This window comes from Streptomyces sp. 5-10, assembly GCF_014712245.1.
Taxonomy (GTDB): domain Bacteria; phylum Actinomycetota; class Actinomycetes; order Streptomycetales; family Streptomycetaceae; genus Streptomyces; species Streptomyces violaceusniger.
Window position 1 is genome coordinate 71,314 of record NZ_JACVYG010000033.1, and the last position, 20,146, is coordinate 91,459.

A 20,146-nucleotide genomic window follows, 5' to 3' on the forward strand; every position below is an offset into this window, starting at 1 on the left:
CCCGGCCGGACTTCACACCGAACGAGAAGTACGCCAGCCTCATCGAGAGCGCCGGCTACGTCCCTCTCGCGTTCGCCGAGGACGACTACGTCGAACTGCTGCCCGCGACCTGGCGGGCCGTCAACTCCTACGGCATCGAGATCAATCACCGCATCTACGGCTGCCCGGATCTGGGCCCCTTGCGGCGCCAGCCCTCCGGCGCCACCCGCAAGCGGGATCTGTGGAAGTCCACCGCGCCCCTTATGACGCCAACTGGATCTGGGTCCGCAACCACTGGGAGGGCGGCTGGATCCCGGTTCCCTGGAAACACCTCGGCACCGTCCCGCAGCCCTTCGGCGACCTGGCCTGGGACCACGCCGCGGCTGACCTGCGCCAGCGAGGCGGGAGCGACCCGACCGAGGAACAGATCGCCCAAGCGGTCACGGAACTCCTGACCAGAGCCAGCCAGGGCCCCAGCGGCGACGGGAAGGCTCGGCCCTCCCGCCGCGACCGGCGGGTCGCCGCCCGGACCCGCGCCGCCGCCGAGAACCCTGGCCTTCGGCTGCCCCAGCCCGAGACGGCACCAGCCAGCACAGACGGCCCGCTGCCCCACGACGACGAGGAGGGCTGCGACGCCCGGGACGAACTGGGCGCGAAGGTCATCCCGCTCGGCGTTTTCGACCCTTTCAAGGAGGCTGACAAGCGATGGTGACCGCGACCGGACCTGCCCCCGGCCAGCAGCCGGACCCAGGTCGGCAGCACGGCTGGCGACGGGCTCTGGGCCAGGAGGAACTGCACTGCTACCTCACCACTTTGGAAGGCTGGCGGGAGTTCGCCGTCCGTGATCCGGCCCCGCCCGACCTGCTGCCCGACCGCGTCCTGGACGGCCTGGACCCGGACGAGCGGCTGGACTACGAGGACGGCCGCATCGACTACCACACCCGGCTGACCGTGGCCGAGACCTCCACCCTGCGCACCGTCGTCCACACCGGCAGGCGCCTGACCCTGCTCAACCGGCATGCGATCAGCGCCCGCCGGGGCCTGATCCTGTCCGGTCCGGCCGGCACCGGCAAGACAACCGCACTCACCCAGTTCGGCAAGACCATCGAAGCCATCGACCGACGCCGGCACCCCGGAGTCGACGGACGGATCCCGGTGGTCTACGTCACCGTCCCGCCGGCCGCGACCTCGCGCATGCTGGCCGTGGAGTTCGCCCGCTTCCTGGGCCTGCCCGTCACCACCCGAGCCAACATCACCGACGTCATCGAAGCCGTCTGCGGTGTCCTCATCGATGCGAGGGTCACCGTCGTGTGTGTCGACGAACTCCACAATCTCTCCCTCGCGACCCGCAACGGCGCCGAGGTCTCGGACACCTTGAAGTACTTCTCCGAGCGCATCCCCGCGACCTTCGTCTACGCCGGCGTCGACCTGGAGGCGAACGGCCTGTTCGATGGCACCCGGGGCCGGCAGATCGCCGGACGATTCGGCGTTATCGAGACCGTCCCCTTCCCCCGCACCGAGGAGTGGGCCGGACTGGTCACCACCCTCGAACAGGCCCTGCGACTGCACCACCACCGATCCGGAACCCTGGAAGGGCCGGCCCGCTACCTCCACGAACGCACCGGCGGGATGATCGGCTCCCTGTCCCACCTCATCCGCGGCGCGGCCATCGACGCGATCCTGAACGGCACCGAGAAGATCACCCGCAAGTCCCTGCAGAGCGTGAAACTCGACCGTGCGGCCCAGAACCGCAGAGCCCGACCAGCCTCATGACCACCGGCGCGAACGACGACGGCCGACTCCGCCTGCTGCCGGTCCGCCCACGGCCAAAACCCGGAGAAAGTAGGGACTCCTACGTCCGCCGCCTGGCCCGCGCCAACCACCTCAAGCCCCGCTACCTGCGCGGATACCTCGTCGGCCCGCCGGACTACGGACGCGGCAAACGCCCGCGAGCCGACCGGCTCGCAGCGGTCACCGGTCGACGGCAAGGCGCGCTGGAACGAGCCCTGTCCGACCTGGTCAGACAGAAGCCCGCGAAACCCGACAAGCCCAGGCGCCGCGTCACGAGGGCTGAAGACAAGCCCGCGCTGTTCTCGGCGATCCGCAAGGACGCTCAAGCCGAACAACTGCCGGTCTCTCATCTGGCAAGGCGCCACCACGTCAGCCACGCCACCGTCCGGCAGGCCCTCAAGTCGCCAACTCCGCAGCCCCGAAAGAACGACCCCCCATCGTGGGCCCTGCCAAGGAACGCGTCGCCGCCACCATCGACGCGATCCTCGACGAGTACGCCGCCACTCACGCCGGCCAGCTCCCCACCGTGAGAGAGGTCTGGGAGAAGCTGCTGGACGACCACGACGCCACCGTTTCCTACGGAACAGTCCACCGCTACATGTCCAGCCACCCGCTCAAGAACCCGGACACGTTGACCAGCCACACGGATCTCACCGCGGGAAACTACCTCGCCGCCACCCAACAGACCTTCCACGCCGCCGCGTTCAAGCAGTACCGGGCGCTGTTGACCGCAGTCCGCCGCGAGCCCGCCCGGCACGGCCTCGACGGCACCTTCACCACGACCACCGCCTTCGTTCTCGGCCTGGACGCCGGAAGCAACTGGAACATGCTCGCCGGCTTCCAGGAATGGCTCGTCGTCCGCCGCGGCACAGGACACGACCTGACCTGGCCCATCCTCGTCCGCCACCTCGCCCCCGGGGGATGGGTCCATCCCCTCGCCCAGCAGGCCGACACCGCAGCGGTGACCGCGCTCCACCGGCTCCTCGGCGACTTCTTCGACGCGCGAGCACAGCCCGACGGCCTTGGGCGGATCTTCAGGGACTATCAGTCGTGGCTGACGACTCAGGCGTGGTATCAGTTCGAAACGGCGGAGCCGGACCAGATCGGCTGAGACAGCATCCGGCATTCACCCGCCCGGGACCACATCACCTGAGATTCCCAGCATCTCCATGTCTCAGCTGAACTGGTCGCCGCAGGCCAGGAGCCCGACTCGGAGCCAGATCATTTAAGACGGGACAATATGGTCCGCGTCTCAAGCGATCTGGTCCGATTCGTCTCTGGTCTCAGGTGATCTGGTAAGACGCGCGGGAAGCGGTCATGCACACAACCTGGATCAGCACACGAGGGAACGTGCGATGCGGAACCCCACGTCGTCGACCTGGAAGGTCGGGTGACTGCGGCGCCGCGCGGAGGCCCGGCAGCTCCAGTGCTCGTCGAACCAGCCTCCGCCGCGTAGCACCCTGTAGGCGCCGTAGACCTCGGCGTCGTAGATGTCCCAGCACCAGTCCCAGACGTTGCCGAGCATGTCGTACAGGCCCCACGGGTTGGGCCGTTTGCGACCCACGTCGTGGATCTGCTCGTCGGAGTTGCCGCGGTACCAAGCGATCTCGTCGAGAGGTCCGTAGTGCGGTCCGGTCGTACCGGCACGGCAGGCGTGCTCCCATTCGGCTTCGGTCGGCAGCCGGTAACCGTCGGCGGACGTGTCCCACTCGATGTCTTCGCCGTCGGTGTGGAGGCGGTAGGCGGGTGCGAACCCGTCGTGTTGGGACAGGGCATTGCAGAATCGGACCGCGTCCCACCAGGAAACGCTGTCAACAGGCAATTGGGCCCCCTGGGCGGTGCTTGGCCGCAGGCCGGTGACCTGTGCGTACAGTGCCTGGGTGACTGGAATGGCCGCGAGTTCGTAGGGCGCGAGCTCGACCGACCAGCTGCGCTGTGTCCGCCGGTCCGACAGCGTTACCTGTCCCGGCGGGATGGCGATCATCTTTCCTGCGCTCGCATTCATGGACAGGTGATCATATCGGTACCTGTTCTGAACGACCGCGGCCGACCTTCCGCACTGTCCCCCGCGTCGGCTCGAACTCGACTGTCATCGGGGGACCGCAGGATTGAAGCGAGGCGTCGCCCGATGGGGTGATGCTTCCGGTTTCCTCGGGCCGGGCACCACCGGTTGTTCCACACTCGTACCGCTGGGCGGAAGAGATCGGGGGTGCGCGTTGGGCGAGCCTGCGGCAGCGCTTCCCGCCGGCTGGTACGAGTCGGACGTCCAGGTGGGATTCGTCGGTGCCGACGGCGTCGGGCGGCTCGGTTCGCTGGCCCGGTACTGGGGTGAGCCCTTCGAACTTGCCTCACCAGCACCGAGGTTCGCTGCTTTCAAGGGTCAGAAGAACTTCACGGGCGACTACTGGGCGGTGACCTCGCGGTCTATGGTGGGCTACGAGTCGTGGGTGGAGCGGGATGCGGCGATGGCCCTGGACTTCGATCCCGCCTGAAGGGTGTCAACATTGCGATCAGGCGGCTGAGCTGGGCGTTTTCTGTGGATGATGAGGCAACCGGGGCGACGCGGTGCGGTACTCGTTGAGCAGCCCGGCAAGTACCTGGCGGCGTCTGACCGCGGCAGCGGGAAGAGGAATGACGTTCAGGTCGTCGTCAGGGGCACGCAGGCCGAGGCTGCGGTGGGCCCGCCCCGCGTTGTAGCGCTCGGCGTACCAGTCGAGGACCGTACGCAGGTGCCGTTCACCGGTGATCAGAAGACGGTCAGTGCACTCGGTACGGACTGTACGTATCCATCGGTCGGGCGAACGCGTTGGACAGCGGACTTTGCGGCGGAGTCAGGATAACGGCTGTGCCATTGCCGGCGAAGACGGCGTCGAAGCGGGCGGTGAACTTGCTGTCCCGGTCACGGATGAGGAACCGGAAGCATCCGGCCCTGCCGCCGAGATCCATGAGCAGATTGCGGGCGAGCTGAGTGACCCATGCACCGGTAGGGCGTGCGGTGACGCCCAGGACATGGACACGCCGGGCGGCGACCTCCATGACGAAGAACACATAGAGACACTTGAGGAAGACGGTCTCCACATGCATGAAATCGCAGGCGAGCAGCGTGTGGGCCTGGGAGCGCAGGAACAAGCGCCAAGTCTGCTGCGAGGCGCGCTGCGGTGCGGGCGGTAGACCAGAGCGGCGCGGGAGGCGCCGGATCGTGGCGGCGGCGACCCGATGGGCGACCCCCCGCAGCTCACCTTGAATCCTGACGTACCCCAGGTCGGGTTCTCCCGCGCCAAGCGCTGGATGAGCACGACCGTCTCTTCCGGCAACGATGGCCGACCGGGTCCGACCACCGTCTGGCGCCACTTCCAGCGCACCAAACGCCGGTGCCAGGTCAGCAGCGTGCCCGGGGTGACCAGCCGACAGCGGCGCAAGGCGGAGGGAAGGTACCGCGTGAGAGCGGAGAGCACGGCACGATCAGCCCACGAAAACCGCGGCCGCTCGACCTGCCGACGAAGCACAGCGACCTCATGACGAAGCACGAGGATCTCAGCATTGTTCGCGGCGGTCGACCGGCCCAGCAAGAGTAAACAGCCCAGCAGTCGAGAGAAGATCAGATAGAGCAGTCGCAGACCCACAATCACTGATCGTGCCCACACGCAGACGATCGCAAAGCCCCAGGTCAACCTCCGTACGGCAATAAAGACCAAGCCCGGGAAGTTAAGGGCCGGCGTTGGTGGTCAAGGTGGATGTTGGTGTGATGGTGAAGCTCGTGGTGGTGTGGCATTTTGCCCATTCGGCTCTTGCCTTGGGTTTGTTGTAGGCGTAGGGCGAGAGTGTGCGTTTGACAGTACGTGGGCTGCTCCTGGCTCGTCGTTTTCGGGGCTGGAGGTGGCGGGGGTTGAGGAGGGCTGTGGTGATGTTGTCCGAACTGCGGGCGGCGCTGATCACACTGTGCCGGAGGGTCCGCAGGGCGACGGTGAAGGAGAGCCGGTCGGGGTCGGTGCGGGCGGTGTCGGCGGCCTGGCCCATGGTGAGGCGCAGGGCCTGGTAGGTGATCAGGTAGGCGTAGATCTCTTGATTCACCCCGGCCGGATCATGGGAACGCAGTACCTGGTCGGGGCCACGCAGGGTGGCCTTGAGAGCGAAGAACGCGGTCTCGGCTTCCCAACGCTGGTGGTAGAGGCGGGCGAGGTCGGCGGCGGGGTAGCGGTGGGCATCGAGCAGCGTGGTGAGCAGCCGCATGGACGAAGTCCGGGTGTCGCCACCGGCGGTGTCAGTGGTGACCGTTACCTCGATGACGCGGGCGAGCAGGCCGTGGGCCTGCGGCGGGATGCCACCGCGCCTGGCCCACTGACGGTAACGGGTGGAGTGTCCGGGCAGAGGCAGGAAGCAGATTCCCGAGCCGTCCGGGAGGGCCTGCAAGACCGGCACCCAGTGCCGGGTTCTGGACCGGAACAGCAGGTGAGCGCCGGTATCGGCGACCTCCCGCATGAGTGCGTAGCTGTCGTAGCCGCGGTCAGCCAGCAGCAGCATGCCCGGAGTGAGGCTGGGCAGCAGACGGCGTGCCTGTCCGACCTCACCACCCGCCCGGGGACCGAACACAACATCGATCAAAGCCCGGGTGCCGCATTCCACCAGTGCCGAAAGATGAACTTGTGGGTATCCGGCGGTGCCGTGGCTGGCGCGGTGCCGTGTGAAGACGGCCACGTTGTTCGCGGTGTCCGCTGCCTCCACCGTGGTGGCGTCCCAGGCCACCAGCCGCAGCCCCTGCCAGAACGCGCCGGCCGTCACCGCCGTGGCCACCGGGCCCCGCAGCCGCGCGAACAGCAACGCAAACGGCTCGACCCCCACCCGGCGGCGGGCCGCCCGTAACGCAGCAGCCGACGGCTCACCGGCCCATCGGCGCACCCCCGCGGTCATCGACGCCCATACACCCGCATAGCCGCAGCCCGGGAAGAGCGTCATGGCCAGGACGAAATACACCACCACCCGCGAGGGCAGCTTCCGTACCCGTCTTTGCACCCGTCGAGTTACCGCCAGCACATCATCCACCAGCTCTGGCGTGATGATCTGCGTCAACTCTCCAAGCTGCCCAGATGCAAAGGCACGACGGCCGAAAGCAGCGGGCATGCCGGACTGACCATGCAACGGGGCTCCTACAGAGACGGTGTGTCTTGGTCGACTTCCGTCCTACGCGGAGCCCCGTTCGCCTACCCCGCCTTCGACGAACCGCTTGACAACCAGCCCACCTGCCTAACTTCCCGGGCTTGCAATAAAGACACCCTTCACTACCGGCGTATCCACGGCCACCTCGCCTCCCTCAGCATCAAGGTCGCCGCCGGTACCGTGTGGAACATCCTCAAGGAGCACGGCATAGACCCAGCGCCCGAACGCGACCACACCACCTGGGCGACTTTCCTGCGCTCCCAGGCCCAGGCCATCCTCGCCGCCGACTTCTTCGAGACCAAGACTCTCAATGGAGCGACGCTCTACGTCCTCGCGGTGATCGAGCACGCCACCCGCCGCGTGCGGATCCTCGGCGCGACGGCACATCCCACCGCCACCTGGGTCACCCAGCTCGCCCGCAACATGGCAATGGACCTCCAAGACGCAGGCACCAAAGTGAAGTTCTTGATCCGGGACCGGGACGTTCGATACCCGACATCCTTCGACACTGTCCTACAAGCCGAGAGTATCGCGGTCGTCCAGACCGGCGTCCGGATGCCGCGCATGAACGCGATCACGGAGCGTTGGGTGCGGTCATGCCGAACCGAACTCCTCGACCGCACCCTCATCTGGAACCAGCGCCATCTCCTCCACGCACTGCGCGAATACGAGGCGTTCTACAACAAGCACAGACCTCACCGCACTCTCGCAAGCGCCGCACCACTCCACCCCCTACCCGAACCGATCACCGTCCCCGACCAACTCACCCATCTCCACGTCCATCGACGCGATCGCCTCGGCGGCCTCCTGCACGAGTACCGACATGCTGCGTGACCAGCACGGACGTAGTTCTTGGCACCTACAGCCTCACCCGAGGCCCGAGGCTAGCCTCGGGCCTCGGGTGAGGTGAGGCCGGTCAGCAGGAGCCGCATGCCGCGGTGGAAGTGGGCGTCCCAGTCGTCCTCATCGAGGAGCGGGAAGTGACCTGCGAGGGTGGGGTATTCGTCGATGTGGGCACGGAGGTGGGCGTCCACGGCCGAGCGGGTGGCCGCCTCGTCGGAGCGCTTGCGCCACACCGCTTCGGAGGAGGCGGAGCCGATCACGTAGTGGGTGAGGGTGGCCGCAGCGGACGACAGGTGCACCCCGTCGAAGCCGCCGGTGGTGAGCGCGGTGTAGGCGAACTCCGAGGACCGCAGGGCGTGCGGGCCCATGAGGGGGCGGGAGTTGGCCAGGGCCGCGGCCCAGGGGTGGCGGAGCAGGACGGACCGCAGCCCGGTCATGAACGCCTCGATGTCATCCTGCCAGGAGGCGCTGTGCTCGTCGGGCAGGTCCAGTTCGGCGAACACCGCGTCGAGGGCCAGATCGAGGACGTCGTCCTTGGTGGCCACGTGCCAATAGAGGCTGGTCGCATGGGCACCGAGCCGCTCCGCGAGGCGGCGCATGCTCAGTTTCTGCACGCCGTCGCGGTCCAGCAGCTCAACAGCGGTGGCGATGATCCGCTCGTGTGACAGATGAGGCCGTGGGCGGGAGGTCTTCTCCGCGCGGAACCACACCGCTCCCGGCGCGTTCTCCAGCGTCTTCTTTCCCTTGTTCCCGTTCGGCTTCGCGCTCACGAGGCCGCAGCCTACCTCGTTGCCGTTTCCCGTCCGCGACTCCTACAGTGGTGGATATTCCTACAGTGTTTGAGAACAAGCAACGAGGGAGGGCCATGAGCGACGAAGAAGGTCATCCGCGACGGTGGGCGATCCTGGTGGCGCTGTGTGCCGCACTCCTCGTGATCGTCATCGACAACACGGTGCTGCACGTCGCGGTGCCCGCCATCGGCGACGCCTTCGAGGCGTCGACGGGCCAGCTCCAGGCGGTGATCGACGCCTATGTCGTGGTCTTCGCCGGGCTTCTCATCACCGCGGGGGTGGTCTCCGACCGGTACGGCAGGCGGCGCACCGTGGTGGCGGGGCTGCTGGTGTTCGGCGTGGCGTCGGCGCTGGCCGCGGCGGCCCTATCTGTGGAGTGGCTGATCGCGATGCGGGCCCTGATGGGCGTGGGCGCGGCGCTGGTGATGCCCGCGACGCTCGCGGTGCTCGTCGCGGTGTTCCCCGAGCGGGAGCGCCCGCGGGCCTTCGCGGTGTGGAGCGCGGTCGCGTCCGTGGGCATGGCCGCCGGGCCGTTGCTGGGTGGGGCGCTGGTCGACGTGTGGAGCTGGGCCGGGGTGTTCCTGATCAACATCCCCGTGGTGACGGTGGCCTTGGTGGGCATCGTCCGGCTGGTGCCCGAGACGCGGACCGGGGACGGCCGGGGACTGGATCTGCTCGGCACCATCCTGGTGACGGCGGGGATGACCGGCCTGGTGTGGGCGCTGATCGAGGCCCCGGCGTACGGGTACACCTCCCCCGCGGTGCTGGGCGGGGCGCTGGTGGCGGTGGTGGCGCTCGTCGCCTTCGGCGTACGGCAGACCCGCTCCGCGGTGCCGATGGTCGATCTGCGGCTGTACCGGGACCGGAGGTTCTCCGGGGCGAGCTTCGCGGTGGCGGTGATGACGGTCGCCACCGGCAGCACCCTCTTCATCCTGAGCCAGTATCTGCAGCTGGTGCTGGGCTACAGCGCGTTCGAGACCGGGCTCGCGGCCATCCCGCTGGCGGCGGGGGTCGTCGCAGGCTCCACGGTGGGCGGCCGGGCACCGGCCAGGTTCGGGCCGCGGGCCTGTATCGTGGCGGGCTTCGCCGTCACCGCGGCCGGTTTCGCGGTGCTGGCCTCGCTGTCCGAGGGCAGCGGCTACGTGGCGGTGTCCGCCGGGCTGGCGCTGGCCGGCGTGGGCTCCGGCATCGCGGGGCCGGCGGCCACCAGCACCGTGCTCGGCGCGGTGCCGCCGGAGCGGGCCGGGATGGGCTCCGCGCTCAACGACACCCATCAGCAGCTCGGCATCGCGCTGGGGGTGGCCGGTCTGGGCAGTCTGCTCGCCACCGCGTACCGGGGCGACCTGCCGGACGGCATGCCCGATCATGCGGTGTCCTCGCTGGGGGCGACGCTGGCGTACGCGAAGGACCACGCGGGCGGAAGCGCCCTGGCCGAGTCGGCCCGCTCGGCCTTCACCGACGCCCAGTCCCTCACCATGACCATCGGCGTGGCCGCCGCCCTGGCCGGTGCCGCCGTGGCGCTCTGCGCCCTGCCGGGCCGCGCCGCCCGGTCCGCGGCTCCCGAGCCGGAGGCGGAGGAGGCGGGACAGTCGGGCTGAGCGGGGGTACGGCGCCCGGGCGCGCGGCACCCGGACGCCACCTCGTGGGCGCCCACCGCTCAGGTGTGCTCCGGCAACGGCGGATGCAGCAGCAGGATCGAGGGCACCTGATCGGGGTGGGCGAACCGCAGCAGCTGGTGTCCCACGCCCGCCAAGCCGGTCATCAGGCCAGGGGTCTCGCTCCTGGTCGGCGAGCCGCACACCCAGTCCCCCGCCACGGCGGCGTCGAGCTTCTCCCCGAGCGAGCGCATCAGACGGCCGGGCCGGTTCCGTCCGGTTCGCTCGGCGAGCAGGACGAGTTCGAGGTTACCGAGGTCGCCGTGGCACATGCTGTCGCTGCCCCGGCTGGTGAGCCGGTGGGCTTCGGTGTCCGCCTCGTGGCCGGGGGCGTCGGGACGCAGCGCCACCATGGCGTCGGCGGCCAGCTCCTCCTCCCGGCCGTCCGTATCGGGCCTGCCGATCAGGTCGAGCCGGGACATGCCGATGCCCGCGGCCCCGTGACACCACAGCGACCGGAACGGCGAGGGGGCCTCGCCGCGGAAGTCGGGCCAGTTGCCCTCCGCGGCGTCGAACACCTCGGTGTCATACGCCAGCCCGCCGGCCACCGCATCGGCGCAGCCCTCGTCGGGGGCCACGGAGGCCAGCCGGGCCAGGGCGGTCACGATCCCCGCCGTGCCATGGGCGAAACCGGTGAGCGGGCGGGCGCTGTCGATCCGGTGGTGCGGCCACGCCAGGCCCCGGCCGGTGCCGCTGGGCACGGCGCCGGTGACCAGGTGCCGGGCGGCGCGGCGGGCGAGGGCCGCCGCCCGTCCGCCTCCGTCGAGCCCGGCGTCGACCAGGGCGAGCAGCACCAGGGCGCAGCCCGCCGAGCCGCCCACGACGTCGAACTCCTTCGTGCCGCCCAGGGCCCGTTCCGCGGCGGTCAGCACCGGCTCGCGCACCGCGGCCAGATGCGGGGTTCCGCCGTGCAGCCGGTCGAGGTGAGCCAGGAAGTACAGCGGTCCCCTCCAGCCGCCGAACGCGCCGATGTCGTCGTCGGTGCCGTTGCCCGCGGCGGGGCCACGAGATGTGGCGGCAGCGCGCGCGTGGACCCGGCGTACCACCTCGTCGGCCACGTCCAGCGCCAGCGAGGTGAAGCGCCGTCGGCCGCTGATCCGGGCCGAACTGCTGATCCGCCGCCTGGACCGGCGCACGAACAGCGACGTCTCCGAGACCTGATCCGCACTCCGAGCGTGACGAGGTCCGCCCAGGCCGAGCCTGCTCGGGGCTGGCTGATCATCTCGCTGACCCAGCATCACCCTGCGTGGCAGGGGTAGCGTGGATCTGTTACGACAGTCCGGACAGGGGACTTCCGCTGTGATGTCATCCGGGGATTGCAAAGGGACCCTTGAGTGTGCTGTTGCCGCAGGAGGGTCGCCCGCACGTCGGCGCCGGGGCGCCCGGTGAGGCGCCGTTCCTGTCTACCGTGACCCCATGGCGTTACTTACCTACCTCCACCGTTTCAATCAGCGGCACCCATGGAGCCACAACGACCATTACGGCCCCTGGATCGCCGGCCGGGTGGCCGCGTCCAAGGCCCACCACGTCCTCGACATCGGGTGTGGTGCGGGGAATCTTGCGGCGCTTCTGCGTCGTCGGGCAGTCACCGTCACCGGGCTTGAACCCGACCCCGGGATGGCCCGCGCCGCAGCGAAGCGCTTCGCCGACGACCCGGCGGTCACCATCGTGGAAGCCGACTTCACTGGGCGCGACCCGCACCGGCGCTTCGACGCCATCACCCTGGTCGCCGTCCTGCACCATCTGCCGCTGGTGCCCACCCTGCGGGAACTTCGCGGCTGTCTCGCTCCGGGCGGGCGTCTTGTGGTCGTCGGCTGCTATCGGGAGGCAGGGCGCGTCGATCTGCTCATATCCCTGCTGGCCGCGCTCTTGAATCCGGTCATGGGACTGATCAAGCATCCGGCCCGCGCCGCCGCACTCCCCTTGCACATGACGGCACCCACCACCGCTCCGCAGGAGACCATGGGGGACATCCGGGCTGCGGCCGCGCAGGAGCTGCCCGGCGCCCGGATCCGGCGTCGCCTGTTCTGGCGGTACAGCCTGGTTTACGACGCCCCGCCGGGCACAGCCCGGCCTGACCCGCGAGCCGCTTGAGAGGTCCCTTCCCGCGGTTTCCCACCATGCCGCCGAGTGAGCCCTTGGATGTGGACGGCCCCGTGATATAAATCGCGACTGCCCGGGCGTGGCCGGTGAGCTCGAGCGCGGCCGCGGCGAGGGTGTCGTCCCAGTACGCGAGGACGCCGCCGGGGGCAGCTGCTGGAGACGGTCGTCCCCGTCGGCCCCGCCGAAACCACCCGCCACGCCCTCGCCGCCGACCTGATCACGGAGGTCCGCGCATGGGACGTGAAGCTGAAAGACAACGCCAAAGCCATGGCCGCACTGGTCGCAGAGTCCGGAAGCCGACTCACCGACACTCCGGGCATCGCAGCGATAACCGCTGCCCGCCTCCTGAGCCGGACCGGAAACCCCACCCGCTTCCCAACTGCCAGCGCCTTCGCACAGTACGCCGGCACCGCCCCCATCGAAATAGCCAGCGCCGGCCGCACACGCCACCGCCTGTCCAGGCGCGGCGACCGCCAGCTCAACACGGCACTCCACACCGTGGCCATCACGCAGATCCGCATGCCCGGCACCCGGGGTCATACCTACTTCCAGGCCAAAATCGCAGAAGGCAAGACACCCAGGGAAGCACAGCGCTGCCTGAAGCGCCGCCTGGCTGATCACGTCTGGCGCACGATGGTCGGCGACGGACGCCGCCACACCCGAACGACGGGCCCAGGAGGACAACCGGGGGCGACTGCAGCATCCAGCGCGGTCGGCCCAACCCCGACGGCCGACTCTTCGGACAAGTCACTTCCCGGACCCGCCGAAACCGAGCCTACGCCACCGCACCAGACACCTTGACAAACACAGAGGCACCCAAAGGCGCGGACCTCCGCACGTTCAGCCAGACCGACCTGAACGCCATCGCCCACGAACTCAACCACCGCCCACGCAAGACCCATGGGTACCGCACTCCGGCAGAGGCCTACGTCGGCCTCCTGAACAGCGGTGATGCGCTGACCCCTTGAGCCCGCCATCGTTTGACGACACCCGACGCGGACCCAACTGCGGAACGTGACCGCGGCCAGCTGATCATCCCCAAACGCCGGAGCATGCTGTACGTCGGCGACGAGCTCGACGACCAGATCGAGGTCTTCACCAAGACGCGCAAGACGAGATCGGGCGGATGTTCTGGGACCGCGTCGTGCCGCGCTGAGGAACATCTTCCTCATGTTCGCGTTCCTCGACTTCGAGGCCGCGAGAACACAAGCGAAGGAGACGGAGCCTCATCCAACAAGCACCTCGACCAGATCGACGTCGACCAGCCTTCGAGCCCAAGGCCGACACACCTCGTGGCTTCAATCACGCTGCTGGTGCCCCTCCTCGTCATCGGCTCAGCCGGTTTCGCACGCAGGCCATGCGCCTTGACCTGCTGAAATTCCAGCAGGCGACATGCAGGCAAGAGGTCAACCCACACGTTAGCTGACCGCCGAAATTTCATTCCCCCGCTGTGGACAACTGGCCGTCCGGATACCCGACCGCACTTTGGCGTGCCCGCCGGTTGTCGACGTGGCTGAGTAGGGTTGCTCCTCACCGAAACCCCTTCGGCATGACGAAGGGAGACCTCTTCGCGGTCCCTGCTTCCTACGGCTGGCCGCGCGGAGGTCTCCCTCTCGTTACGTCGAGGTGGGCCGTCCTGCCGTGAGAAGAACTGACCGAGTGACGTCCGTCGACCGTACCCCAAGCGCGACCCGGGATCCCAGCTCCGCCTCCCTCGGGTGGCTGACCATCCTGGCCGGCCTCGTCTCCATCGTCGCCGTGGTCATCCTGTCCCTGACACACAACACGGAGGCTGCAGCGGCCGTCGGCAGCATCGGCACGGCCGTCACGGCTATCGGCGGCGTACAGATCGGCATACGCAACCGCCAATGAGGACCTGAGGTCTCCACGGTCCAGCCGCTGACCCACCGTTGTTGGACCGTTCCCGAACACCCCCAGTGCGGTCAAGGAGAGCCGACTGCCGGTGTTCGGGAACCGATCGGTTCATGGACATCTCAACGGGACCGACTCCGGCGCCGGATACCTATGTGGGCTGCCCACCGCCTAATGGGCGGTGGCGGGTGCCCGTTGAGATGTGCGCGGGCGACCTCGGTGAACCGGCTGAGTTCGGCAGCGAGGACGCTCGCGCGTGGACTCATCCTGCGGTGATGGCCCTTCCAGGCGTGCGGTGCGGGATCTGGAAGCAAGGGAAGTGTCCCTCAGGTATTTGCTGGTAGCGGCGTGCAGGGCGGCGTAGGCGTCGCGTTGATGCTGGCGGCGTACGGCGTCTACAGTGCCGCGGCCTTGAGCCTTGCCCGCGGCGTAGGCGGTCACAGCAGCGAGGACGGCGACCGGAGTGGGGATGAGTGCGGCTATGACTTGGGGATCTACAGCGATTGATCCTGCCGTTTCCCTGGCTCAGCGTGCACGTCGGATTGCTCCGGGATCGGTGCGCCGAAGTTTGCTTTGAAATGTCGCGCGAGTTTTCCCTTCCTCGCTCCATACAAGCCTCGAGAGAGACATAGAAGATGGTTGAAGGGATCAGTGTGACTACTCGCGACACGCTCCGGGCCCTGAAGGCTTTACGGGGCCCCACTACCGGGATGCTGGAGGACGAGGACCCGGTGCTGGCGTCCGCTCGCCGGGTGGCAGAGGACGCGGAGCAGGTGGCCCGCGCGCGGGCGAACGGTTTCGAGGGCCGGGAGATGCAGCGCCTGAAAGATCGCCTGTGGGCCTACGGCGTCACCGCGCAACAGCTGGATGCGGGCCGGGTCGATTGCCAAGAAGGTGCGGGCGTCCGAGTGGCGGCTGGCATCGTTCTCGCTGGAGGGCGGCCGCCAGCGGTTGCATGACCAGGACACGCGATTTGAACTCGCGGTGGAGACGGTCCGCGTGCCCTGCCGGAGTTCGTCAATGTCGCCTTGCTCGAGCAGCGAGGCCGTAGACGGTGAATTCCTCGTCCTCGTACCACTCAGCGCCGGCCAGGCGGGCTTGGAGGTCTTCGAGGCAGGACTCGTCCGGGCGTGGCGGCGGCCAAGTGTTTCGAGGGCGGCTGTGGTGTGGTGGCGGGAGGCGGTGTGGACGTCGATACGGTCGCGGACGGCTTCGCGGTTCGCCAGAGCTGGCACCTTGGTGCCGATGACGTCGTTCGAGAGCGAGGACGGGGCCGTGCTCGATAGCCGTGAGTGGCCGCCAGAACGCTTCTTTTCGGGTGAAAATGCGGCACTGACGCGGGTCAGCGACGGCTATCAGGCATGGGGTCAGATCGGTGGCTGACCTGTTCTTCTTCTCCATGGCCAGGGGCGCTCCGCTTGAGGATGAGGGCGATTATCACCGCGGTGACGGCGACGATGACCGCGGCGCTAATCGCTGTGACACGGTAGGCGTGAATAAATGCCTCCTTGGCGGCGACGGTGATGGCCTGACCCACATCGGTCTGGATCTTGTGGGCGAGGGAAACAGCCTCCCCGATGGAGTCCGACGCCTTGTCCGGGACGGCTGCCTCAGTAGTGGGTGGCAGGGCGAAGGTGTGGCTGTACACAGCGGCCATGAGGCTGCCCAGCAGGGCGATGCCGAGCCCGGCTCCCACTTCGTACGACACCGATTCGATCGAGGCCGCCGCTCCGGCCCGGTTCGGCGGGGCGCCGGTCATGATGGCATCAGAAGCCACGGCCTGGACTCCTCCGTGGCCTGCGCCGATCAGGATCAGACAACCGATGAGAGTGAGTGAGGCGCTGCTGTCGGCCGATATGGCGATGCCGACGTATCCGAGGGCTGCCAGCCCGAGTCCGGCGGGGATAATGACCGACACTCCGTACCGGGAGGAGAGAAGTCCGGCCAAAGGTGCGGCGGCGAACGCGGCGATCGGCATGGGGAGCAGGAAGATGCCCGCTTCCCAGGGGGACTTACCGATCACGAACTGCAGATGCTGGGCCAGTTGGAGTTCGAAGCCGACGAGCACGAAGACCGGGAAGGTCGCCGCCATCACACCGATGCGGAAGTGCTGCTCGCGGAAGAGGGCGAGGTCAAGCATGGGCTGTTCGCAGTGGAGTTGGCGTCGCAGGAAGAGTGTAGCCGCGACGAGTCCGATCACTCCGGGCACCCATGTCTCGATGGGCGCCGAGCCCTGGTGCGCGGCCGATTTCACCGCGTACACGATGCCGACGGTCCCCACTACCGCAAGAACGGGGGAAGTGGCTTCCCAGGGGTCCTTGTCCTCGGGCACTTGGTTGGTGAGCAGTGAGAACACGAGGAAGAGCGCGGCCGCGACAAGGGGGATGTTGATCAGGAAGACGGCGCCCCACCAGTAGTGCGCGAGGATCAGGCCGCCGGCCACCGGCCCCACGGCGGCTCCGCTCGCGGCGATCGCGCTCCAGACACCGATGGCGAAGGCCCGTTCACGGGGGTCGTGGAAGACCTGCCGGATGATGGCCAGGGTGGCGGGGATGATCATAGACGCGCCGACTGCCAGGGCGGCGCGCCCGGCGATAGATGTCCACGATCCACAGCAGTTCCCGGGCCGAGGCTCCCAGTGCCTCCGTCAGCGACGGCACGGCGACATTGAGGATTGTCGCGTCCGCTGCCACCGGGAGAAAGCACCCTGCGACCGTTGCCAGGATCAGCCAGCGCCTGCTGTGAACGGCGCTGTCGTCTGAGATCATTTGCTCTAACCTCAACCTTGCTGGATTTTCTCGTGGACCTGGCGGACCAGGCGATGGAACTCTGCCATCGATGACGCATAGATCACTGTGCCGAACCGTCCCTTTGCGAGACCGGACAGTTCACACGGCACGACCCCGCTCCTCGCGTGCAGCGGAGAGCGGACCAAGGGCCCCAGCAGGCTGACCACTTCCTTCACTGTCAGCCCTTCGGGCAGCCCCGGGAAGTCGAAGTTTCCGACAGTCCACGACGTCAGGTACTCGGGACCGAAGAACTGCAGGCCGAAGTCATGAAGGTGGGTGGAACCGGTACGCCGGGGCTTGTCCTGCCTCAGGACGGCCTGGTCGACGTCCTCGCGCACAAGCGCCCGCAGGCTCGGAGGGGTCTCTCCCAGGCCACGGCCCACCGGCCTGCTGACGGCAGGACCGCAGCCTGACCCCGGCGGTCCGCGCTACGAGAAGAGCAAGCGCAGAGAAGTGTCCTCTGGTGACCACCGGGTGACCGCTGCTTGCCGGACGATTCGCCGGACCCCGGAGAACGATGGAAGACACCCGAACCGCACCGGAAGGACATGTCATGACCGCCACCGCACCTAAGGCCCCGACGGCACCAGGGGTGCGCTCCTGGTGGGGGATTCCGTACGCCACCGCCGAGCGGTTCCGCCGTCCGCTGCTCGTGGACTTCGATCCGGACCGCCCCTGTGACCGCAAGGGCATCGTCTCCGTCCAGCCGGACAGCGGCGACTGGCTGGAGGCGGACAGCGGAATGGGCGAGGACTGCCTGAACCTGAACGTGTGGGCTCCCGAGGAGCCCGCCGGGAAGGCGCTCCCGGTGGCCGTGTACATCCACGGTGGCGGATTCGAGTACGGCGCCAACACGCAGATCACCTCGAACGCCTCCGGTCTCGCCGCGACCGGGCGCGTGGTGGGCGTGTCGATCAACTACCGGCTCGGCGCCCTGGGCGCGGTCTCGCTGTCGCAGTACGGCGGCGCTCTCGCCGAGGCCAGCAACCTCTGCCTGCAGGACGTGATCTGCGCCCTGACCTGGATCAAGCAGAACATCGCCTACTTCGGCGGCGATCCCGACAACGTCACCGTCTACGGCCACAGCGCCGGCGGCTTTTCCGCCTTCGGGCTGCTCGGCGCCCCCTCCGCCAACGGTCTGTACCGGCGTCTGGCCGGGTTCTCCGGCGGTGCCGCGCGTGTCCAGCCGGCGTGGTGGGCCGAGGAGGTCGCGCACCGGTTCGTCACTGAACTCGGCGTCGCGGACAACCCGGAGAAGCTGCTCGACCTGGACACGGCCGCCATGGTTGCTGCCCTGCACAAGGTCACCCCGACGGACCTCGGCGTCCGCGCCGGGATGGACTCCAAGGCCATCGGTGTCGTCCTGGACGCCGGACAGCCCGGTGCGGTGCTGCGCGCCCACCCCATGGACGTCCTGGCCTCGGGCACACACCGGGACGTCGACATCCTGCTGAGCATGGCCAGTGACGACATGGGCTGGTGGGTGGCGAGGGACCTCGACCGGTTCGACCCGCACACCATCGAGGGCATCGTCGATCAAGTCGCGGCGTGGCGCCTTCCCCGCTCCCGCGCCCGGCAGATCGTCGACGCCTACGACCAGGGCGGCCGCACCCCGGCCGAGGTCCGCGCCGCGCTCCTGGCGGACTACGTCTACGGGCTCCCCGCCGCGCGCGGCACCCTGGCCCACGCCGCCGCGGGCGGCAACGCCCATCTCCTGGTGGTCGGGGCGGCCGAGGGTGTGCCCGCCGTGCACGGCAGTGAGATGTACGCCCTGGTCGGCCAGGAGCAGCCGGGCCGCAGCGCCGAACAGGCAGAGCGCGACACCCGTATCCGCGACATCGTGCTCGACTTCGCCACCGGCGAGCACAATCGCCTGTGGCCCGCCGTCGTCGACCGGCCCACCTCGGGCAGCGTCGGCACCATGCCTTTCGAGGCCACCGCGCACTACCAGGCGGCCCTCGGCCTGTTCGAGGGCATCGACCGCCCCTGACAGCCAACGGACAACGGTCAGGGCCGACGTGATCAGCCGGGTGCCCGCGCCAGGAACCCCACCCGGCTCCACGACCTCACCCGGCTCCACGACCGCACCCGGGGGCGAACGCACACGACAAGGAGCTTGGCATGAGCCACCCCACAACAGCCGACGGCGCCGCACCGGCGACGATGCGGGCCGTCGTCGTCACCCACCCGGGCGACCTCGACGTCCTGGAGATCAAGGACGTGCCGGTGCCCGTCCGCAAGCCCGGCTGGGTGCGGATCGAGGTGAAGGCGTTCGGCGTCAACGAGTCCGAGGTCACCACCCGCAAGGGAGAGTCGGACGCGGAGGTCACCTATCCGCGCATCCCCGGCATCGAGGGCGTCGGCGTGGTCGACGAGGCCGACGAGGACAGCGGGCTGCACCCGGGACAGCAGGTCGCAACCATGATGGGCGGCATGGGCCGCACCTACGACGGCGCCTACGCCCAGTACGTGACCGTCCCCGCCGGCCAGGTCATCCCGTTCGGGACCAGCCTGCCGTGGGACGTGGTCGGCGCCCTGCCGGAGATGTTCCAGACCGCGTACGGCTCACTGACCCGCGGCCTGGAACTGAAGGCAGGGCAGACGCTGCTGATCCGCGGCGGCACCTCCACGGTGGGTCTGAGCGCGGCGACGATGGCCAAGGAGATCGGCGCCACCGTCATCTCCACCACGCGGCACGCCGACCGCGCCGAGGAACTCCGGGCGATAGGTGTCGACCACCCGGTCGTGGACGACGGGCACCTCGCCGAGAAGATCCGGGCCCTTGTGCCGCAGGGCGTCGACGCGGCGCTGGAGCTGGTGGGCTGCACCGTCTTGCCGGACACCTTCGGATGTGTGCGGGTGCACGGTACCGTCTGCTTCACCGGTGCCCTGGCGGGCGGGTGGTCCCTCCCGGACTTCACCCCGTTCATGATCCCCGGCGGGGTGCGGCTGACCAGCTACGGGGGCCAGGCCACCGACCTGCCGTCCGATGTCTTCGCCCGCCAGCTCCAGGCCCTGGCCGACGGGCGCCTCACGGCCCCGGTCGCGAAGGTCTACCACGGCCTGGAACAGGTCCGTGACGCCCAGGCCGACGTCGAGTCCGCCACCATCCCGGGCAAGCACGTCGTCGTCCTGAACGACTGAGCGGCGAGCATACGGGGCGCCGCGC

Annotated in this window: 18 protein-coding genes and 3 pseudogenes; 14 read left to right on the top strand and 7 right to left on the bottom strand. The window is 68.7% G+C overall.

Annotated features, from left to right (window positions below):
• Positions 1-220: 220 nt before the first annotated feature.
• Genes IEJ02_RS50500 through IEJ02_RS30450 form a run of 4 tightly spaced genes read left to right on the top strand, consistent with a single transcriptional unit; the run spans position 221 to position 2,881 of the window.
• On the top strand, positions 221-691 hold the full coding sequence (locus IEJ02_RS50500) for a hypothetical protein (protein ID WP_317985960.1): 471 nt from the start codon (positions 221-223) through the stop codon (positions 689-691).
• Positions 685-1,752 (top strand): TniB family NTP-binding protein, encoded by a 1,068-nt coding sequence (locus IEJ02_RS30440; protein ID WP_191067751.1) that lies wholly within the window; start codon positions 685-687, stop codon positions 1,750-1,752. Before IEJ02_RS50500 ends, IEJ02_RS30440 begins: the two co-directional genes overlap by 7 nt.
• Positions 1,749-2,300 (top strand): TniQ family protein, encoded by a 552-nt coding sequence (locus IEJ02_RS50885; RefSeq protein ID WP_191067752.1) that lies wholly within the window; start codon positions 1,749-1,751, stop codon positions 2,298-2,300. Before IEJ02_RS30440 ends, IEJ02_RS50885 begins: the two co-directional genes overlap by 4 nt.
• Entirely contained in the window at positions 2,210-2,881 is a 672-nt protein-coding gene (locus IEJ02_RS30450; protein WP_191067753.1) for a hypothetical protein, read from the top strand. Before IEJ02_RS50885 ends, IEJ02_RS30450 begins: the two co-directional genes overlap by 91 nt.
• Positions 2,882-3,103: 222 nt before the next feature.
• Here IEJ02_RS30450 and IEJ02_RS30455 read toward each other — a convergent pair whose 3' ends face one another.
• A complete protein-coding gene (locus IEJ02_RS30455) occupies positions 3,104-3,754 on the bottom strand; it encodes a formylglycine-generating enzyme family protein (protein WP_191067790.1) in 651 nt (216 codons plus the stop codon).
• A gap of 232 nt (positions 3,755-3,986) precedes the next feature.
• Here IEJ02_RS30455 and IEJ02_RS30460 point away from each other — a divergent pair, with 232 nt between their 5' ends.
• Positions 3,987-4,262, top strand: coding sequence for a hypothetical protein (locus IEJ02_RS30460; RefSeq protein WP_191067754.1), 276 nt, complete (start codon positions 3,987-3,989; stop codon positions 4,260-4,262).
• An 18-nt stretch (positions 4,263-4,280) separates the two neighbouring features.
• Here the strand turns inward: IEJ02_RS30460 and IEJ02_RS49060 are convergent.
• Together IEJ02_RS49060 and IEJ02_RS30470 are read right to left on the bottom strand one after the other, a co-directional pair.
• Positions 4,281-5,393: pseudogene (locus IEJ02_RS49060) on the bottom strand (integrase core domain-containing protein).
• Positions 5,394-5,475: 82 nt separating this feature from the next.
• The gene (locus tag IEJ02_RS30470) at positions 5,476-6,888 is read right to left on the bottom strand and encodes an IS4 family transposase (protein WP_223864710.1); all 1,413 of its coding nucleotides are present in this window, start codon (positions 6,886-6,888) and stop codon (positions 5,476-5,478) included.
• A gap of 159 nt (positions 6,889-7,047) precedes the next feature.
• Between IEJ02_RS30470 and IEJ02_RS30475 the strand changes: the two are divergent.
• Positions 7,048-7,758 (top strand): annotated as a pseudogene (locus IEJ02_RS30475) (integrase core domain-containing protein); the annotation flags it as partial.
• Between the two features lie 50 nt (positions 7,759-7,808).
• Here the strand turns inward: IEJ02_RS30475 and IEJ02_RS30480 are convergent.
• Positions 7,809-8,537, bottom strand: coding sequence for a TetR/AcrR family transcriptional regulator C-terminal domain-containing protein (locus IEJ02_RS30480; RefSeq protein WP_191067756.1), 729 nt, complete (start codon positions 8,535-8,537; stop codon positions 7,809-7,811).
• Positions 8,538-8,632: 95 nt separating this feature from the next.
• Between IEJ02_RS30480 and IEJ02_RS30485 the strand changes: the two genes are divergently transcribed.
• Positions 8,633-10,156 carry an MFS transporter gene (locus IEJ02_RS30485; RefSeq protein WP_191067757.1) on the top strand — a complete coding sequence of 508 codons (1,524 nt, stop codon included), beginning with the start codon at positions 8,633-8,635 and terminating at the stop codon, positions 10,154-10,156.
• Positions 10,157-10,215: 59 nt separating this feature from the next.
• Here IEJ02_RS30485 and IEJ02_RS30490 read toward each other — a convergent pair whose 3' ends face one another.
• A complete protein-coding gene (locus IEJ02_RS30490) occupies positions 10,216-11,349 on the bottom strand; it encodes a lanthionine synthetase LanC family protein (protein ID WP_191067758.1) in 1,134 nt (377 codons plus the stop codon).
• 280 nt (positions 11,350-11,629) lie between these two features.
• Here IEJ02_RS30490 and IEJ02_RS30495 point away from each other — a divergent pair, with 280 nt between their 5' ends.
• The 5 genes and pseudogenes from IEJ02_RS30495 (at position 11,630) to IEJ02_RS30510 (ending at position 15,147) form a co-directional block, all read left to right on the top strand.
• Positions 11,630-12,307, top strand: a complete 678-nt coding sequence (locus tag IEJ02_RS30495; protein WP_191067759.1) for a class I SAM-dependent methyltransferase — start codon at positions 11,630-11,632, stop codon at positions 12,305-12,307.
• A gap of 249 nt (positions 12,308-12,556) precedes the next feature.
• Positions 12,557-13,117, top strand: coding sequence for a transposase (locus IEJ02_RS30500; protein ID WP_317985961.1), 561 nt, complete (start codon positions 12,557-12,559; stop codon positions 13,115-13,117).
• A 14-nt stretch (positions 13,118-13,131) separates the two neighbouring features.
• Positions 13,132-13,284: pseudogene (locus IEJ02_RS51450) on the top strand (IS30 family transposase); the annotation flags it as partial.
• Positions 13,285-13,975: 691 nt separating this feature from the next.
• The gene (locus IEJ02_RS30505) at positions 13,976-14,188 is read left to right on the top strand and encodes a hypothetical protein (RefSeq protein ID WP_191067760.1); all 213 of its coding nucleotides are present in this window, start codon (positions 13,976-13,978) and stop codon (positions 14,186-14,188) included.
• A gap of 710 nt (positions 14,189-14,898) precedes the next feature.
• Complete coding sequence (locus tag IEJ02_RS30510; protein ID WP_191067761.1) at positions 14,899-15,147, top strand: hypothetical protein; 249 nt, start codon at positions 14,899-14,901, stop codon at positions 15,145-15,147.
• Positions 15,148-15,530: 383 nt separating this feature from the next.
• On the opposite strand, the gene IEJ02_RS30515 is transcribed toward IEJ02_RS30510, so the two are convergent.
• Together IEJ02_RS30515 and IEJ02_RS30520 are read right to left on the bottom strand one after the other, a co-directional pair.
• On the bottom strand, positions 15,531-16,748 hold the full coding sequence (locus IEJ02_RS30515) for an MFS transporter (protein WP_370467155.1): 1,218 nt from the start codon (positions 16,746-16,748) through the stop codon (positions 15,531-15,533).
• 219 nt (positions 16,749-16,967) lie between these two features.
• Complete coding sequence (locus IEJ02_RS30520) at positions 16,968-17,315, bottom strand: hypothetical protein (RefSeq protein WP_191067762.1); 348 nt, start codon at positions 17,313-17,315, stop codon at positions 16,968-16,970.
• Positions 17,316-17,530: 215 nt separating this feature from the next.
• Here IEJ02_RS30520 and IEJ02_RS30525 point away from each other — a divergent pair, with 215 nt between their 5' ends.
• Together IEJ02_RS30525 and IEJ02_RS30530 are read left to right on the top strand one after the other, a co-directional pair.
• Entirely contained in the window at positions 17,531-18,967 is a 1,437-nt protein-coding gene (locus IEJ02_RS30525) for a carboxylesterase family protein (protein WP_191067763.1), read from the top strand.
• A gap of 131 nt (positions 18,968-19,098) precedes the next feature.
• On the top strand, positions 19,099-20,121 hold the full coding sequence (locus IEJ02_RS30530; RefSeq protein WP_370467156.1) for an alcohol dehydrogenase catalytic domain-containing protein: 1,023 nt from the start codon (positions 19,099-19,101) through the stop codon (positions 20,119-20,121).
• The last annotated feature ends 25 nt before the right edge of the window (positions 20,122-20,146 follow it).

Excerpts from the sequence above, each read along its gene's own strand:
- IEJ02_RS30440 (WP_191067751.1), top strand. The coding sequence starts at position 685 with ATGGTGACCGCGACCGGACCTGCCCCCGGCCAGCAGCCGGACCCAGGT.
- IEJ02_RS50885 (WP_191067752.1), top strand. The coding sequence starts at position 1,749 with ATGACCACCGGCGCGAACGACGACGGCCGACTCCGCCTGCTGCCGGTC.
- IEJ02_RS30455 (WP_191067790.1), bottom strand. The coding sequence starts at position 3,754 with ATGATCGCCATCCCGCCGGGACAGGTAACGCTGTCGGACCGGCGGACA.
- IEJ02_RS30470 (WP_223864710.1), bottom strand. The coding sequence starts at position 6,888 with ATGCCCGCTGCTTTCGGCCGTCGTGCCTTTGCATCTGGGCAGCTTGGA.
- IEJ02_RS30485 (WP_191067757.1), top strand. The coding sequence starts at position 8,633 with ATGAGCGACGAAGAAGGTCATCCGCGACGGTGGGCGATCCTGGTGGCG.
- IEJ02_RS30495 (WP_191067759.1), top strand. The coding sequence starts at position 11,630 with ATGGCGTTACTTACCTACCTCCACCGTTTCAATCAGCGGCACCCATGG.
- IEJ02_RS30510 (WP_191067761.1), top strand. The coding sequence starts at position 14,899 with ATGCTGGAGGACGAGGACCCGGTGCTGGCGTCCGCTCGCCGGGTGGCA.
- IEJ02_RS30515 (WP_370467155.1), bottom strand. The coding sequence starts at position 16,748 with ATGATCATCCCCGCCACCCTGGCCATCATCCGGCAGGTCTTCCACGAC.
- IEJ02_RS30525 (WP_191067763.1), top strand. The coding sequence starts at position 17,531 with ATGACCGCCACCGCACCTAAGGCCCCGACGGCACCAGGGGTGCGCTCC.
- IEJ02_RS30530 (WP_370467156.1), top strand. The coding sequence starts at position 19,099 with ATGAGCCACCCCACAACAGCCGACGGCGCCGCACCGGCGACGATGCGG.